At 59.1% G+C, this 16,108-nt stretch carries 15 protein-coding genes and 1 pseudogene; 13 read left to right on the forward strand and 3 right to left on the reverse strand.

The annotated features are described in order from the left end of the window. Positions 1-363: 363 nt before the first annotated feature. The 6 genes from KTC28_RS01780 to KTC28_RS01805 all read left to right on the forward strand — a co-directional run bounded on the left by KTC28_RS01780 (position 364) and on the right by KTC28_RS01805 (position 6,368). On the forward strand, positions 364-567 hold the full coding sequence (locus KTC28_RS01780) for a hypothetical protein (RefSeq protein ID WP_216710208.1): 204 nt from the start codon (positions 364-366) through the stop codon (positions 565-567). A gap of 52 nt (positions 568-619) precedes the next feature. Further along, positions 620-1,474: a fumarylacetoacetate hydrolase family protein gene (locus tag KTC28_RS01785; protein WP_216710209.1), complete on the forward strand. Its 855-nt coding sequence runs from the start codon at positions 620-622 to the stop codon at positions 1,472-1,474. Between the two features lie 4 nt (positions 1,475-1,478). Further along, on the forward strand, positions 1,479-2,432 hold the full coding sequence (locus KTC28_RS01790) for a VOC family protein (RefSeq protein ID WP_216710210.1): 954 nt from the start codon (positions 1,479-1,481) through the stop codon (positions 2,430-2,432). A 28-nt stretch (positions 2,433-2,460) separates the two neighbouring features. After that, the gene (locus KTC28_RS01795; protein ID WP_216710211.1) at positions 2,461-3,051 is read left to right on the forward strand and encodes a malonic semialdehyde reductase; all 591 of its coding nucleotides are present in this window, start codon (positions 2,461-2,463) and stop codon (positions 3,049-3,051) included. Positions 3,052-3,783: 732 nt separating this feature from the next. Then, positions 3,784-4,881: an S-(hydroxymethyl)glutathione dehydrogenase/class III alcohol dehydrogenase gene (locus KTC28_RS01800; RefSeq protein WP_255602391.1), complete on the forward strand. Its 1,098-nt coding sequence runs from the start codon at positions 3,784-3,786 to the stop codon at positions 4,879-4,881. A gap of 521 nt (positions 4,882-5,402) precedes the next feature. Then, a complete protein-coding gene (locus KTC28_RS01805; RefSeq protein ID WP_216710212.1) occupies positions 5,403-6,368 on the forward strand; it encodes a glutathione S-transferase family protein in 966 nt (321 codons plus the stop codon). A 130-nt stretch (positions 6,369-6,498) separates the two neighbouring features. Here the strand turns inward: KTC28_RS01805 and KTC28_RS01810 are convergent, their stop codons facing one another. Next, positions 6,499-6,894 (reverse strand): MmyB family transcriptional regulator, encoded by a 396-nt coding sequence (locus tag KTC28_RS01810; RefSeq protein WP_216710213.1) that lies wholly within the window; start codon positions 6,892-6,894, stop codon positions 6,499-6,501. Between KTC28_RS01810 and KTC28_RS01815 the strand changes: the two genes are divergently transcribed. Beyond that, positions 6,850-7,278 carry a recombinase family protein gene (locus tag KTC28_RS01815; RefSeq protein WP_439650108.1) on the forward strand — a complete coding sequence of 143 codons (429 nt, stop codon included), beginning with the start codon at positions 6,850-6,852 and terminating at the stop codon, positions 7,276-7,278. The two genes, KTC28_RS01810 and KTC28_RS01815, sit on opposite strands and share 45 nt — an antisense overlap. Positions 7,279-8,021: 743 nt before the next feature. Here the strand turns inward: KTC28_RS01815 and KTC28_RS01820 are convergent. Next, entirely contained in the window at positions 8,022-9,143 is a 1,122-nt protein-coding gene (locus tag KTC28_RS01820; RefSeq protein ID WP_216710214.1) for a Rieske 2Fe-2S domain-containing protein, read from the reverse strand. A gap of 505 nt (positions 9,144-9,648) precedes the next feature. Here KTC28_RS01820 and KTC28_RS01825 point away from each other — a divergent pair. The 5 genes and pseudogenes from KTC28_RS01825 to KTC28_RS01835 all read left to right on the forward strand — a co-directional run bounded on the left by KTC28_RS01825 (position 9,649) and on the right by KTC28_RS01835 (position 14,055). Beyond that, positions 9,649-11,934 carry a TonB-dependent receptor gene (locus tag KTC28_RS01825; protein ID WP_216710215.1) on the forward strand — a complete coding sequence of 762 codons (2,286 nt, stop codon included), beginning with the start codon at positions 9,649-9,651 and terminating at the stop codon, positions 11,932-11,934. A 265-nt stretch (positions 11,935-12,199) separates the two neighbouring features. Next, positions 12,200-12,736, forward strand: a pseudogene (locus KTC28_RS22620) (transposase); the annotation flags it as partial. A gap of 42 nt (positions 12,737-12,778) precedes the next feature. Continuing rightward, positions 12,779-12,964 (forward strand): ATP-binding protein, encoded by a 186-nt coding sequence (locus KTC28_RS23425; protein WP_304610487.1) that lies wholly within the window; start codon positions 12,779-12,781, stop codon positions 12,962-12,964. Beyond that, positions 12,936-13,073 carry a hypothetical protein gene (locus tag KTC28_RS23430; RefSeq protein WP_304610484.1) on the forward strand — a complete coding sequence of 46 codons (138 nt, stop codon included), beginning with the start codon at positions 12,936-12,938 and terminating at the stop codon, positions 13,071-13,073. Before KTC28_RS23425 ends, KTC28_RS23430 begins: the two co-directional genes overlap by 29 nt. Positions 13,074-13,300: 227 nt before the next feature. Continuing rightward, positions 13,301-14,055 (forward strand): IS5 family transposase gene (locus KTC28_RS01835; protein ID WP_223132271.1). Its coding sequence is split into 2 segments (ribosomal slippage): positions 13,301-13,634 and positions 13,634-14,055, totalling 756 coding nucleotides; the frame shifts between segments, so codons are not numbered across the junction. Positions 14,056-14,202: 147 nt separating this feature from the next. On the opposite strand, the gene KTC28_RS01840 is transcribed toward KTC28_RS01835, so the two are convergent. Then, positions 14,203-14,835 (reverse strand): PEPxxWA-CTERM sorting domain-containing protein, encoded by a 633-nt coding sequence (locus KTC28_RS01840; protein WP_216711688.1) that lies wholly within the window; start codon positions 14,833-14,835, stop codon positions 14,203-14,205. A gap of 449 nt (positions 14,836-15,284) precedes the next feature. On the opposite strand from KTC28_RS01840, the gene KTC28_RS01845 reads away from it, so the two are divergent. Then, complete coding sequence (locus KTC28_RS01845) at positions 15,285-15,998, forward strand: Crp/Fnr family transcriptional regulator (protein WP_223132272.1); 714 nt, start codon at positions 15,285-15,287, stop codon at positions 15,996-15,998. Positions 15,999-16,108 lie beyond the last annotated feature (110 nt).

Genomic DNA, 16,108 nt, shown 5'->3' on the forward strand with positions numbered 1-16,108 from the left:
CACGTAGCGGCTCCCTAAAACTGTGCAGAGGTCGTGCAAGGCGGTCCGCCCACGCCGCCGATGGTCAGCGCGGTCCGATTGGCAGCTTCATGGTCGTCGAGGCGGCGTCGCTCGGGGGATACGGAGCGTTTTCACGAAGAGGTTTCTTTCACGATGGCAGGTCTCTTCGAGCGCTCGGAAATCTTACTGTGGGGCCGGCACATCGGCAATCCCGATCAAACCGGGTACGTACTTTGACCGCGCGAGCTCGCGCGACCGTACCCTCAGGCTTGCCTGTTAAGGGTCGGCAGTTGATGTCGAGACCTCGCGACGAGGTCGCTTCCATGATCGGATACGTCACTGGGTTCTAAATCGAAAAGTCGCGTGAAGGTCGTTTTGCCGGATGAAATCTGCGATAGCTTTGGCGTTGTTCGAGCGTTCGACAATGCCATCTGGGACGTGGTTCGCGGAGCAATCGATAGGGTCGGCGAGATGATCGGACACGTCGGGTGGTCGAATATCTTAGAAACGCGCGTGAATGGCGAAAGACGGAGCCGGCTGAAGCTCCGCTTCGCTCTCGAATGCTGATGGCGCAAAAAGTAGCGTCTCGTGTACGGTTCAGTAGGGCGGAGACATCTAAATGAGGCTCGTTCGGTTCACTGCAGATGGCACGGCACATGTCGGCATGGTGACGGGCGACATGATCGTCGACGTTACGGATCGCCTCCCGCAGTTCGCGACAATGTCTGCGGTGATTGCAGCAGGGATTGACGGGCTCGACTTGATCGCATCGACGTGCGGCGTGGCGACGCCGACGATTGCGCTCGGCGACACACGCCTGCTCGCCCCGGTCGAGCGGCCGGGCAAGTATCTGGCCATCGGCATGAACTACGCCAAGCATCTCGTGGAGGCGGACAAGCTCGGGGTTGCGCGGTCGAAGCACCAGACTTGGTTCAACAAGCAGACCACTTGCATCGCGGGACCCTATGACGAGATCGATCCCGGTGTAACCGAGAAGCTCGATTACGAGTGCGAGCTAGGTCTGGTCATCGGCACCGTTGCGAAGAGCGTCAGAGCCGACGACGCGTTGTCCCACGTCTTCGGCTATTTCGTCGCCAACGACGTCTCGGCACGCGACTGGCAGTTCCACACGCCGACCTTCACCATGGGCAAGTCGTTCGACACCCACGGCCCGATCGGCCCGTGGATCGTCACCGCCGACGAGGTGTCCGACCCGCAGGCGCTCGACCTGCGCACGTTCGTCAACGGCGAGCTTCGCCAGTCGAGCAACACGGGGCTGATGATCAATCGGATCGAGCAGCAGATCGAGTATCTATCGACCGCCTTCACCCTTGAGCCCGGCGACCTGATCGCGACGGGCACACCCGAAGGCGTCGGCGTCGGCTTGGACCCGCAAGTCTTTCTCCAGCGGGGCGACGTCGTGCGCTGCGAGATCGACGGGATCGGCGCGATCGAAAACCGGGTGAAGGGGTAGAGCCATGGCGGTCACCGGCGTCCTGTCGTTCACGCTTGAGATTCCCGACCTCGCCAGCGGCGTAGCCTTCTACACCGATGCTGGCCTCGTCGCCGATGTCGAGGGAACGACCGCGCGGCTCCGCTGCCCTGGGCAGGACCGCGACTCGATCGTCCTCCTGGGCGGTGCGCCCACCAAGCGGCTCCATCATGTCGCGCTCCGCGTCGACAGTCTCTCTGGCATGACCGACGCCGTCGTCCGCGCCGGCGGCACAGTCGTCGCCGCTCCGGCTGCGTTCTGCGCTACCGGGCTATGGGTGAGCGACCCGCATGGTATGCTGATACATCTCGCCGAACACGCCGCCGACATTGCGCTCGCCGAGGTCGCGGCGTTTCAAGTCAACGCGCCAGCTCGCCTGGTCCGCAAGTCTCGTTCGGCGATGCTGCCGAGTAAGAGCTATTCGACCGCGAAGCCGCTCCGTCTCGGCCACGTTCTCGTGTTTACACCCGACGTCCTTGCAAGCGTCGCGTTCATGACCGACGGGCTTGGCATGGGCCTTGCCGACCGCGCGCAGGACGTGATCGCCTTCACCTGCGCGCGGAAGGACAGCGATCACCACGTTATCGCCTTCGCCAAGTCTCCTGGCATCGGCTTCCACCATGGCAGCTTCATGGTCGCCGATCCCGACGAGGTCGGCCGCGGCGGCCGCGCCCTCGTCGATAAGGCCAAGCGCGGCGACTGGGGGTTCGGTCGCCACACGATCGGGTCGAACTTCTTCCACTACATCCAAGACCCTTGGGGAAGCTGGTTCGAATACTACTCGGACATGGACCACATCGAAGACCACGACCATTGGACCCCGACCAACTACGCGATGGCCGACAGCCTCGCCAACTGGGGGCCCAAAGTCCCCCACGACTTCGTGCACAACTACGAGGTCGACCCGAACGGCTTCAAGCCGCAGCAGATTGCGGCGTAGTGGCCTGGGATACAGAGAGGAAGAGCCGATGAGCGTTGCGGAAGAAGCCTTGCTCGCCAAACTATTCAGGGCGGCGCGGTCGCAGAATGGATGGAAACCGGACCCGGTTGGTGATGACGAATTGGAAGCCGCCTATGACATCGCAAAGTGGGGTCCAACTTCGATGAACACCCAGCCGATGCGGGCAGTTATCATACGATCTCCCGAGGCGAAGGAACGACTCAGGCTGGCCTTAGCACCGACTAACGTCGAGAAGGCCATGACGGCACCGGTCGTCGCTCTGATCGCCTACGATACCGAATTTTATACCCACCTTCCCCGAACATTCCCGCACAACCCGAACGCGGAGGCGTATTTCACCGGCAATCCAGCATCGATCGAGCCAACGGCGTTTAGAAACGGGTCGCTTCAAGCTGCCTACTTCATGCTCGCACTGCGCGCCGTAGGCCTTGATGTCGGTCCAATGTCTGGTTTTGATCCGGCCGTCGTCAACGATGCCTTCTTCGCTGGAAGCTCATGGCGGATCAATCTAGTCTGCTGCATTGGCCATGGCGACCCATCTCGAATATTCGATCGTTCACCTAGAATGGAATATTCGGAGATATTCAAAACTGGATGAAACAATATAATGATCTTCTGAATATGGCAATCAGTTAGTTTAAAACACTAAGGTTACTGAGCAGATTAACGATGTAAAGTTTGTGTCGTTGTTCTAAAATTTGTTTTCCAACAAATCGAATTGGTTACCAAATAAGATATATGTCATTACCTCAGAAAGCATTCTTAAAGCGCGACCCGGCTGAAATTTAAAGATATCATTCTCCGCAGATATAGCGCCACAGGGACAAGCGAGATGAGCACAGCCTGAGTCGCGAGAAAAATGCGTATGCACGCCGCTTCCGCCACATTCGTTGCACTAGACCTTATTTACCGGGCTCCTCGTATCAGCGATCACGAAGCGTTTCGCAGGCGACTAAATGTAGTTTCGGTTAATTTGCGTTAAGAATCGGCACTTAGTTTGAATAATAAACCAATTACGACTTTTTATACGGTATGTATGATGAGGCGCGAAATCCTTCTAGATTGAAAGGAGTACGACACTTCTACAACTATAGTATAGTTTACACAATATAGAGTGTGTGTAATCGAGCCTACTGTTAGTTTTATGATTATATTTTATCACTCTTGGTGCTTATACAAGCGCATTCACGGCGATCGAAAGACACCGCCCGTTATATAGAAGCTCATGTGTGTTATGAATCAGTAATTATTATAAATATACAGTTCGATCTAGACTTTTTATATAAAGACATGAGCAGCGGTAGCGTTTGCGGCAAAGACGCCGCTCGAAATCGTCGAGCTCGACCTCGACGGTCCGCGTCACGGCGAAGTGCTCGTCGAGATCATGGCGACGGGCATCTGCCACACCGATGCCTACACGCTTGACGGCCTCGATTCGGAGGGGCTGTTCCCGAGCGTCCTCGGTCACGAAGGCGCGGGCATCGTCCGCGAGGTCGGGCCCGGCGTGACATCGGTCGCGGTCGGCGACCACGTCATCCCGCTCTACACCCCCGAATGCCGCCAGTGTAAGTCGTGCCTCAGCGGCAAGACCAACCTGTGCACCGCGATCCGCGCGACGCAGGGCAAGGGGCTGATGCCCGACGGGACCAGCCGGTTCAGCTACAAGGGCCAGCCGGTATTTCACTACATGGGCTGCTCGACCTTCTCGAATTTCACCGTCCTGCCCGAGATCGCGGTGGCCAAGATCGGCACCGACGCGCCGTTCAAGACCGCATGCTACATCGGCTGCGGCGTCACGACCGGAGTCGGGGCGGTGGTCAACACCGCCAAGGTCGCGCCGGGCGATACCGTCATCGTCTTCGGCCTCGGCGGCATCGGGCTCAATGTCATCCAGGGCGGGCGGTTGTCGGGCGCGGGGCAGATCGTCGGCGTCGACATCAACCCAGCGAAGGAGGACTGGGGGCGTCGCTTCGGCATGACCCACTTCGTCAACCCGAACGAGATCGACGACGACGTCGACGGGCATCTCGTGGCGCTGACCGACGGCGGGGCCGACTATACCTTCGACTGCACCGGCAACACGACGGTGATGCGGCAGGCGCTCGAGGCGTGCCATCGCGGTTGGGGGACGAGCGTCATCATCGGCGTCGCCGAGAGCGGCAAGGAGATTTCGACTCGCCCGTTCCAGCTCGTCACCGGGCGCAACTGGCGCGGCACCGCGTTCGGCGGGGCGAAGGGCCGGACCGACGTGCCCAAAATCGTCGACCGGTATATGAACGGGCGAATTGAAATCGATCCGATGATCACCCACGTCCTGACGCTCGACAAGATCAACAAGGGCTTCGATCTGATGCATAGCGGCGAAAGCATCCGCAGAGTGTCGTCTACTGAAGTTTCCGTTCAGCTGCCTTTCACGAGCGTTGCCTGATGCCTTCAATGTTGATGTACATGTGATCACGAACAGCGATCTCGCCCGCTTGCTCAAGTGTCAGTAAGGCGAAGATATGCCATCGCCTCCGCGTCTTCTCACGAGGTTTGAGGCCGATCGATGCTGCTCCTCCAGATATGCCGTTTATGCGTTGAATAGTGCACCCGTCGAACGCGCTGAGAGGTGGCGACTTCATCATCGACCAGTGCCTCAAGCCGCCTGAGGGAATGAAATGCTTGCAAATCCGATCGCGATCGATTAATAGCAAAGGGAATGCATAGGATCTGCAGTTTATCACGCGAACGTCGGAAAGTCGCGCACGACGCAAGTTTGACATGCTTCAATCCGGTGATTTTTCTACGGGTCGATGGCGTTTGCTTGTGTGGGGTTCCGCACTGATCTACGATGCCTTCGCTGCTCTGCCGAGCTGCCGATCGGCCTCGTGATGACGCTATCGGCGAAATCGGAACTGCGGATCGCGCTGGTATTGTCATCAGCACGGCGCGAGAAGGGAAACCGAGATGAGCGAATCGCTGACGGAGGCAGTCTCGAAAGCTGTAACGGCACTCGGCCAAGATGGTGAAGTGGTCCCAGGCAAGCTGCACGAAACACCCCGCTACGAGCTGTTCCACGCCGCCAACTCGATCTGCTCGCAGAAGGTACGGGCCGTGCTGGCGCATCATGAATTTGGCTATGTCAGCCACAAAATGAATTTGTTCGAAGGCCAGACGTACCTCCCGGACTATGTCCGCTTACGGATGAGGGGCTGCAATTCGCTTGGAGGCGGACTGGCGGAACATCATGGCGGCACCACCTCGACCGAGGCGAGCGGCTGCGACGGAGCCGTGGTGCCGACGATCGTCGATCGAGCTTCCGGTGAAGTGATGGTCGACTCCAAGCGCACTTGTCTCTGGCTCGACGCACAAGGTTCCGAGGCGGATCGCCTCTATCCTTCTGATCTCGTCGACGCGATCGATGTCGAGCTTGCCGTCGTCGACAACCTTCCGAACTATCAAATGCTGATGGGCCGCAAGCCCAAGGGCGAAGACAAGGCGCAAAGCAGAACGGATACCCATGCCGCCTTTTCACGCCGGAAGGTCGCTTGGTGCGATCGGCTGATCTCCGATAATGCCGGCGACGATACGCTGGTGCGAGCCTACACGGCCAAGCGCGCAAAGGAGCTGTCCGCCGCCGACGAACTGTTCGCCCCCGCGGCGATGCGTGCGGCATATCGTAAAGCCGAGGTCGCCCTTCACGCTCTCGAAGCCAAGCTTGCCGCGCGTACCGAGCAAGCTTGGTTGCTGTCCAATCGGCAGACGATGGCGGATCTGTTCTGGGGAATCGAGCTGCTGCGGATGCACGATGTCGGCACGGCGAGTTTCTGGGAAGGCGGTCGGCTCCCGGAGGTTGAGAAATTCGCCGCTGCCGTCGAGACCCTGCCGTCGATCCGCTCAGCTATCATTGAGTGGCCAGGATCGCGGTTCTAAACAAGCACATCTGCTGCACAGGCCCCAGCATTAAACGGGTTGCCGTCTGGCGTGCCAATTCGCATGGTACATAAAACGGGCACGAATATACGCTAACGGCGCGGCACGCCTCTCGAAGTTACGTGCGGCGTCAACCGACATGAGCGGCGGTGATCGCCCTAATGCGGACCGCATCGCCGTCTGAAGCTGGGGTGTAGATCAGCATGGCAAGATCCGCTCGTCCGTCGACCGCGAACGACGAGAACTTCAGCCCGATCTCGCGGAACTCGGCATGGCAAAGGCGCCTGACGCCTTCGCAGGTGTCGTTGACCCCACTCTCTCGCCACATCGCGGCGAAGTCAGGATTCTTGGCGCATAGCTCGTCCACAAGCGGCTGTACGATCGCCGCCGCGCCGGCGCGGGCGGCGTCGCCACGGAACACGCCGATGATAAAGCGTGCGACGCTGTCCCAGTTGCAGTTGGACGTGCTTGCGTTCGAGGGTTGGTCGCACATGTTATTCGAATAGATGCAGGTCTCGTCGGCCAACGACCGCCAGACGGTCGATCGCCGGCGCGACGCGTTGGTCGCAGCCGGTGTCGATCATCGGCATCTCGCGCGCGCGACGATCGGCCGGGGCTGAAAGCCTGTCTCGACTATTTCAACGCGGGCGACACACTGATCGTGTGGAAATTCGACCGGCTCGGACGCTTGCTGCCGCACCTGCTGACGATCAACACCGACCTGAACGCGCGCGGCATCGCGTTTCGGTCGCTGACCGAGCAGATAGACACGACTACGCCGCACGGCGAATCGCTGTTCTCTGTGTTCGGTGCGCCCGCAGAATATGAGCGTGCGCTGACACGTGAAAGGGTGATGGCGGGCTGGCCGCAGCCAAACGCCGGGGGCGCCAGGGTGGCCGTCCGCCAATGATCGACGAGGCAACGTTAAACGAGTTGCCACCGTACTTGATGGCGGGGCCAGCAAGGCGTCCGTCTGCCGAATTTTCAAAGTGCCGCGTTCGACCCTGCTGGGCACGATTACCCGAATCGGCTGGACCGCCCCGGTCAAGGTCTGACCCGACAGCGCGTCGCGCCGTCCTGTCGAATGAGCAACGCGCGGCATTGCTCGCTCGCGGCGTAGGTCCACAACGAGTTCGCGGGGTCGATCAGCACGCAACGCTGACCGCGACCTGACCGCGATGGGCTACTGCAACCTGGCAGCGCGCCCGCGCCACCATACGCACGGACGCCGACACAATCCCGACGTTCAAAAAAATCCCCGCCCAGCTGGCAGCGATCCGGGCGGCGCTTCCCCGCCGTACAGCCAAAGAGTTGTGGCGGCAGGACGAAGACCGCGTTGGCCAGTGGAACGCCATCGCCCGCCGGTGGGCGCATGGATAATAATTAATGAGAGTTGGTATGATTTCTCATACGCCGCTCGCGTTCGTCGCAGAGCAATTGCTGGTCGGACCCGCATGCTGGCCGACTTCGCGGCTGTAACACCTATCGCCGCTCGGTGACTGAATATAAATCCCACCGGCGATTATCTCTAGACCGATCCCGCTGCGCCATCGACCGCTCAGACCGCTTCGCCAGATACGCGCCGTCGATGACACGGCGAAACCTTAGCGTATATCTGGGTCTTTTCTATATACCAACCTCAACTCAACTCCGTCAGCTGATGCTGGGCGTCATTTGGATTAACGCCTCTGAGGACACCGCCTCAGCCCCGGCTGGCTCCTGCTCCTCACGAATGAGCTTCGCCAAGCGACGACGGGCCCTGATGCCGCCAACGTCGTTCGGCAGGATGAGAGGCTTTTCCTCCCAAAAACCTTTATGCATGTTCGCTGCGACGGCCTCGAGCATCGGCTTGTCCTCGATCTCGAAGGCAACCTTGAATATCTTGCGACCCATCTCCTTGTCCATGCCCCCGACAAACCCCACACTTCCCTTGGGTCGGTCGGCACTCCAGAAGTAATGGCACGATCCTTCGTCCTCCGGCGTGATTATATGAGCGGAGAACTGCCCTGGAAGGTCGTCGCGTGGCGCGTCCTCCCGGTCTGCGTGGACCCCTTGTGGCAGAAAGCCGACCTGAAGACGCATGTTGCTTGGGGCGTTCCAGCGCATGTCGAGAAAGTGATCCGCTTGGACTCCGATCGGCTGGCGCGTCCCGGGATGCACGAGGTCGATTGCCGGCATCCACCAATTCGAATGGATTTCGTTTCCCAGATCGCGAACCTGATACCGTCCGTGATTGGTGATAAACCCGCGGCCGCCGAACGACGTCGCGTGCAGATACTCAGCGTGGGACAGGTCCATGAGGTTGTCGATTTCAAGGCGATAATCCGCTTTGACGTTAGTATAGCCGAAAACGACCCAATCGTCTTCGGCATCGTCGTTGTTGTGGAAGTGGTAGTCCGGGATCAGGCTCGAGTCGGCGAGCTCTGGATTGCCGGGCCATATCCAGATCATCTTGTCTCTCTCGACGACCGCGTAATGCTCCACTACGGCACGCGCCGGTACCGGACCGAACGGATAGTGAACACACCGACCCGAACCATCGTATTGCATCCCGTGATAGGCGCACTCGACTACACCATCCTTTAACTTGCCCATGCTCAGCGGAGCCATCCGATGCGAGCAGCGGTCGCGCAGTGCCGCGGGACGACCTTCTTTGTCGCGAAACACAACAAGGCTGTTACCCAGCACCTTGCGCGCTAAAAGCGCCCCGTCGTCCAATTCGGTTGACCAGGCGAGGCCATACCAGCAGTTGAGCAAATACAGTTCGGACTGCACGGTATTCTCCATATCCACGCTTGATAGCGAAGCCCACGAATCGAACGCATACATAACCGATTGCGATCGCTTACGGCAAGCCGTTGTGGCCGTTGGCGGCTCTCCGCTGGACAAAAGCCTTCGTTTCGCTGCCTTAATTCGACAAAAGCGCAGGCATACTTCCGCAGGTCGTTCAACGGGTTCAGTCCTTAAGAGAGCGTGGAGAGGACCTTGCAGCCGGACGAAATCTCACCCTGACTGCCACGATGATCGTTGAAAGTCCGGCCGCCGCTCAGCCAGACACCTGTGTGACATGAGGAGCTCCATGGTTATCGTTCTATCTGAAATAGCCTGCACACGTATAGCAACGCGTGTTTGGGCTGCCGTACCGCCATGATGCTGGCTGCAGTTCAGCCGTTTCGAATGCCTTGACAAAATTATCAGCGACCATCTAATCCGATTACGACCGAAAAAGACCATGGCCGAAAAGTGAGCCGTGCGCTGAAGTTTGGGGAGGAAAATGGTTATGATGCATCGGCTCCTACTGCTTGCGTCGGTTGGGCCTTGTGCATGCCTGTTGGGCGCGCCGGCTTGGTCGCAAGAATTGGCTCCTCCATCCAACACGGCTGTCACGCCGACCATGCCCGGAACACCAGGTCCCGGGCGCCAGCAGACGCCGAACTCTATTCTTCGTCTTGACGATGCGAAACCGCACGGAGGCTCTGGACAGAACGATGAGATCCAAGACATCGTCGTGACGGCGCAGAGGCGGGCCGAGAATCTTCAGAATGTTCCGATCGCCATAACGGCAATAACTGGTAACAACCTGAATGCCTCTGGCATCAGTGTCACAACCGACCTGATCGCAGTGGTTCCTGGCCTGAACTACACGACCAACGCTGGCGTTTACGCTCAGGCGAAGCTTCGCGGCATTGGCACAGGCAGCAATGGACCGGGTATCGAGAACCCCGTCGCGACCTATATCGATGGTGTATACATCAGTTCGATGAGCGGCGCGTTGCTCGCGCTCAACGACGTGGAGCAGGTAGCGGTACTGAAGGGCCCTCAAGGAACGTTGTTCGGCCGGAACGCGACCGGCGGCCTCATTCAAATCACTACCCGATCGCCCGAGCAGAAGCCGACAATGGATCTGAGCGTCGGCTATGGCAATCTTCAAACCGTAACCTCCTCCGCTTACCTCAGTGGTGGGCTGGCGCCCGGTCTTACCGCAAGCGTTTCCGGCTATTACCAGAATCAGGATGAAGGCTTCGGCAAGAACCTCTACAACGGACAGGACGTCTTCAAAGCCCGAACAATCGCGGGACGCGGAAAGCTGCGTTGGCAACCCGCTGTTAATACGACGATCGCGTTGTCAGCGGACTATTCGAAAATCGAAGGACCGTTGGACGGACTTAGGCCCGTGGCCGGCACATTCAATGTCCTAGGACAGCAGTTTACGGGCGGTCCGTATGACGTCAGTGAAAACGTGCAGCCGGCAGCGCGACTGGAGCAGTACGGATACAGCGCCACTGCAACGCAGGATTTAGGTCGCCTTCAAATTCAAAGCATCACCGCTTATCGAGATACGCTAAACCGCACCAATTTAGATTATGACGAGACACCGGCACCGCTAACGAATGTCTTTATAAAACAATTCAATCGCCAGTTCAGCCAAGAAATACAGCTGCAGCCGCTTAAAAAAGGTGGCTTCCAATGGATCGTCGGCGGCTTTTATTTTTGGGCAAGAGATGGTTACGACGGGACTACAACCAACGGTAGCACTATTCCAAACGGTATATCCCAGATTCAAAACTCGTCACAAACGGTCAACTCCCTTGCGGGCTTCGCTCAGGCGAGTTTTCCGGTGTTGCGCGACACCAACCTGACGGCGGGACTCCGCTACACGACGGACCTTCGCAAAGAGGAGGGGCGAGCGGATCTAGTCCTCCCGATCGGACCCACGGTGGGAACCTCTTTGTCGACAGGTCGTCGGCGATTCTCAAAAGTGACTTATCGGCTATCCGTGGACCACCGGTTCTCGCCAGACTTGTTAGTGTACGCGTCATACAACCGTGGCTTCAAGAGCGGAGCCTTCCTGCTCCAGGATTTTCCGGTCGACATCCTCAGGCCCGAAACGCTCGACGCCTATGAGGTCGGTGTAAAGAGCGACTTGTTCGATCGTCACCTCCGCGTGAACGTCTCGAGCTTCTATTACGATTATCAGAACATACAGCTGCAGCTGCTGAATCGGGGAATCCTGACGGCTTACAATGGGTCCGGAGCGCGGTTCTACGGTGTCGATGGGGACGTCGAAGCCCGTTTCTTTCACGGACTGACACTTACGGCGGGCGGCAGCTACCTTCACAACGAATACAAGGATTTTCAAGCGTTCACCGCCACGCCGGTCGTGCCCGTTTTCCCGCCGCCGGTCGGCCGACCGAATGGGGGCAATGTGATCGGCGTGAGCAACGTGGGAGGCAACAGGGTGCAAGCCGCGCCAAACTTCACGGTAGACTTCGGAGGGAATTACCGCGTGGACCTTGGTAGGGGGCACATGGAGCTTAATGCCAACGTCTATCACAATGGTGGTTGGTATGCGGAAGCGGACAATCGCCTGCGTCAGCGCCCTTACGACTTACTAAATGCTTCCATTGCATATTCTCCGCGTGATAATGGCCTTACGATCTCCGTTTACGGCAAGAATTTGACCAATAAAGTCTACGCGGCATATCTCGCCGAGACTGATATCGGTTACAATGTCACGCAAGCACCTGGACGTACATATGGTGTGGTGCTGGCATACCGGTACTAATGCCAGGGATCAGTTGATCAACTTGGTAAGAGCCTTTAGCCTCAGTACTTTAACAGAAGGCTCGTATCACTCAAAACGATTCACCGTTGAGTTGGCGCCCGGAGCTGTGTCGTCCGCCCACCGCTATATTGGTCAGATATTCGTTTGAATCCTCTCCATTTGCATGGCGGTGACGAAGCAGGCCACGGGGTCGCTAGTATTTTTGCTGAGCGCGGCGGAGGAAATCCGGCAAGTGGGAGGTTTGCCCTTTTGGGGGCGTCCGGGGATGTTCGCCGCGGAAGTCTATGCCGCCGTCCGGCGCTTTGTGTTGTCGAGGGCGACAGCCGGCGCGAGGCCGCGCGGGTTTTCGGGCTGAGCCGCGAGACGGTACTGAAGATGTGCCGGTTCTCGCTGCCTTCGGGTTATACGCGGACGGCTCCGGCGACGAAGGCGAAAGCTGGGGGCGCTGCTGCCGATAATCGATGCGATCCTCGAAGGCGACCTGACGGCGCCGGTGAAGCAGCGGCACACGGCGAAGCGGATATTCGAACGGCTGCGCGACGAGCATGGTTTTGCGGGCGGCTATACGGTGGTGAAGGATCATGTCCGTATCTGCTGGGCGCGAGGGCGCGAGACCTTCGTGCCGCTGGCGCACCTGCCGGGTCATGGCAAGGTGGACTTTGGCGAGGCGGTCGCTTTGATCGGCGGGGTTCGCCAGAAGATCCACTTCTTTTGCATGAACCTGCCACAGTCGGACGCCTGCTTCGTGAAGGCGTATCCGCGCGAGACGACCGAGGCGTTCCTCGACGGGCACGTGCATGCGGCGGTGAAGCTGCTGATCATCGACGAGCCCGGCTATGTGCCGGTGTCGTCGACCGGCGCCGAGCTGTTGTTCGAGACCTCCTCGCAACGTTACGAGCGCGGCTCGACCATCGTCACCTCGAACCTGCCGTTCGAGGACTGGACCCAGGTGCTTGATGCCGAACGCCTCACCGGCGCTGCTCGATCGGCCGACCCATCACGTGAGCATCCTGACCATGAACGGCGATAGCTACCGCCTCAAGCAGTCAGACGGTCGTCGACGCTCCGGCGCCAGGGCAGAGCCAAACCAGGCCGCCGAGATCATCGACCCGGACATTGGCGAGATCACGACCGCCTGATCGACCAAGACAACGATACGAAGAGGGCCCCGGTCGGGGCTCTCTTCATATCATCATGTCAAATCAACAATTGCCTAATTTTACTCCGCTCCGCTGGCCTGAAATCCAACCGGCGTTGACAACCACGTTGTGTACTTGTCCCTGAACGTCCTAGGCTCAGGACCTATTAAAGTGCTTGCGGAGACGGTGATCGGTTGATTCAATGGCGACGCCAGGGAGGCGTCGTGATGAGTGATTTGATCTGGTTGTCGGCGGCACAGATGCGTCGGATCGAGCCGCACTTTCCCCTGTCGCATGGGGTGCCGCGCGTCGACGACCGGCGAGTGATCAGCGGGATCATCTTCGTGATCAGGAACGGGCTGCGTTGGCGCGATGCGCCCAAGGACTACGGTCCGCACAAGACGATCTACAACCGCTTCATCCGCTGGAGCCGGCTGGGTGTGTTCGACCGTATCTTTGCAGCGCTGGCGGCAAAAGGCGGCAAGCCCGACCAGTTGATGATCGATGCGACCCACCTGAAGGCACACCGAACCGCCGCGAGCCTCCTCAAAAAGGGGCTCTTCCCCGATGTATCGGACGCACCAAAGGCGGCCTGAACTCCAAGCTGCACGCGGTCTGCGACGGCCAGGGCCGACCGCTGGTCATGCTCCTCACCGAGGGGCAGACCAGCGACTACAAGGGCGCAGCGCTGATGCTCGACGCCCTGCCCAAAGCGAGGGCCATGCTCGGTGACCGCGGCTATGACGCCGACTGGTTCCGCGCCGCCCTGATCGCCAAGGGCATCACACCCTGCATCCCATCGAAGGCCAACCGCAAAACCCCGATCCCGCATGACCGAACTCTCTACCGGCAACGTCACCGCATCGAGAACATGTTCGGCAGGCTCAAGGACTGGCGGCGTATCCACACCCGCTATGACCGCTGCGCGCACGCCTTCTTCTCGGCCATCGCGCTCGCCGCGACCGTCATCTTCTGGCTGTGATCAATGAGTCCTGAGCCTAGGTGTTCTGCGAGCAGATCACCGGACTAGCAAAGCAATGACAACTGGACCTCAAACAGTGGTGAACACATCGCGAGAACCTGTATCAACAGTTCTCAACAAGAAATGTAAATCAATGCGCTCGCGTGATCAGGCGACGGCACTCCGGCGCATCCGGCCTGCCGCTCCAATCAGACCAAACCCAACAATCAACATCGTCCAGGTCGCAGCCTCGGGAACACCGCCAACGACAGATACGCCATCAATAAACGCCGTTTCGTCCGACGACGACAAGCCATGGAATGAAAGGGTATAAATCTGGCCTGCAGTGACAAGGCCGGTACCGCTGAGGCGCTCGAACGCTTGACCACTATTTGTCGCGAACGTCCCGAGCGAGCCGAGCTCGATACCTGATCCAGTCAACGAAACATCATAAGTCTGATCGCCGCCGTAGGCACCGAAGTTCGGGCGGCCGCCGGACAACCACGAAACGATCAGCTTGCCCGACTTGGTGGCAGTGAAGCTCTGGAAGATCGAGTTGGTCGCCTGAAGGGCATAAAACTGCAAGCCGTCCTGACCGGTCGGGGCAGTGGAACCGTACCACGCGCTGGCCCCTTGGGCATTGACCAACGCGCCGGTGCCGCTCCAACCCGCCGGTTGCATCGAATAGCTGTAGTTGCCCACCCCTAGATTTGGAGTCTCGAAGCTGCCGTCGATTAGGGTGGCCGCCGATGTCGAAGTCGAGACAATCAGCAGAACGCAGAACGAGAGTGAACGGCTCATACGGCAATCCTTACGCTAGAAGTACGATTTGGCACATGCAGGATCCATGCCACGTTACGCGACCCTACATATCGAACCCCGCCTATACGCCGAAGTGTAAGCTCTACCTTACACTTCGCGGTTATCGCGTGACGCCGCGATCAACCAATAGCCGCCGGGTGAGCAACCGAATGACCCTCGCACCTTCTCGGGAACGGCACCTAGCCTGCGGCTCTCGGGAACGAATGCGGGATAGCTGCGGTTTGCGGGCGCGACGCGAAGCAATTTCACGTTGCCGTGATGGGGCGGCATGTGATGCGAACTCTTCCATAGGGCGGCGTCTTAGGACGATTCGACTTCTGTGCGTAAACGCACCATTTTCAACGCTTTGTGATATAGGCTTTTTGGAACGTGTCGGCTGCTGCTGCCGTCGAGTCGACGATCGAGCTTCTCGCACATTGAGATTGATAATGACCACACAGTCTAACACCACCAATGATCTTCTCGCGCGCCTCGACGTGGTGCCATACCGCGAAATCATGGTCCGCGCCGTGGAACAGCCGCTGACGCGCGGCGTCAATCTTGCGACTGCGGGGGAGAAGATCGAGTTCTGCTGGTTTCCGACGAGCGGCCTTGTATCGATTATTGCGCTTGATGCCGAGGGCGGCGAAGCCGAGGTTGGGATGATCGGGCGCGAGGGAATCGTGAACCTGCCGGTTGTCCTTGGTGACGATTGCAGCGCGCTCCGCGTCATGGTGCAGGTTGTAGGATCAGCAATCCGCGTCGAGGCCAGCGCTGTTCGCGCGGTGATGGCGCACCACCCTGCAGCGAGGGCGCTGTTCCTCGCCTACGTCCAGGTCTTTACCATTCAGGTGGCGACGTCGGCGATCGCGTATGCGCGCTACTCGATCGACAAACGCCTTGCACGCTGGATCCTGATGTGTGGCGACCGTGTCGGCGACAGCAACATCGGTTTGACCCATGAGGCGCTGGCGATCATGCTTGGCGTCCGCCGCGCGAGCGTCACCGTCGCGGTTAGCAACCTCGCAAAGACCGGCGCAATCACTGCGCGGCGATCGCATATCGCGATCGCCAACCGCGCCCGCCTCATCCATCTGTGCGCAAGCGGTTACGGCCTGCCCGAACGTGAACACGCCCGGCTGATCGGCGAACGTGGCACCTGACACGAGCGCGTTGCGCAATCGAAGGCCTCAGCGGGATGTGCGCGATCACCAGCGGCGAGGGGGTAATTCATTGCCCGGCTCCCAGTTGATCGAAGTGAAGGCAGCGCCGC

The sequence above is a fragment of the Polymorphobacter megasporae genome (genome assembly GCF_018982885.2).
GTDB lineage: Bacteria > Pseudomonadota > Alphaproteobacteria > Sphingomonadales > Sphingomonadaceae > Polymorphobacter_B > Polymorphobacter_B megasporae.

Excerpts from the sequence above, each read along its gene's own strand:
- KTC28_RS01785 (WP_216710209.1), top strand. The coding sequence starts at position 620 with ATGAGGCTCGTTCGGTTCACTGCAGATGGCACGGCACATGTCGGCATG.
- KTC28_RS01790 (WP_216710210.1), top strand. The coding sequence starts at position 1,479 with ATGGCGGTCACCGGCGTCCTGTCGTTCACGCTTGAGATTCCCGACCTC.
- KTC28_RS01795 (WP_216710211.1), top strand. The coding sequence starts at position 2,461 with ATGAGCGTTGCGGAAGAAGCCTTGCTCGCCAAACTATTCAGGGCGGCG.
- KTC28_RS01805 (WP_216710212.1), top strand. The coding sequence starts at position 5,403 with ATGAGCGAATCGCTGACGGAGGCAGTCTCGAAAGCTGTAACGGCACTC.
- KTC28_RS01825 (WP_216710215.1), top strand. The coding sequence starts at position 9,649 with ATGATGCATCGGCTCCTACTGCTTGCGTCGGTTGGGCCTTGTGCATGC.
- KTC28_RS01840 (WP_216711688.1), bottom strand. The coding sequence starts at position 14,835 with ATGAGCCGTTCACTCTCGTTCTGCGTTCTGCTGATTGTCTCGACTTCG.
- KTC28_RS01845 (WP_223132272.1), top strand. The coding sequence starts at position 15,285 with ATGACCACACAGTCTAACACCACCAATGATCTTCTCGCGCGCCTCGAC.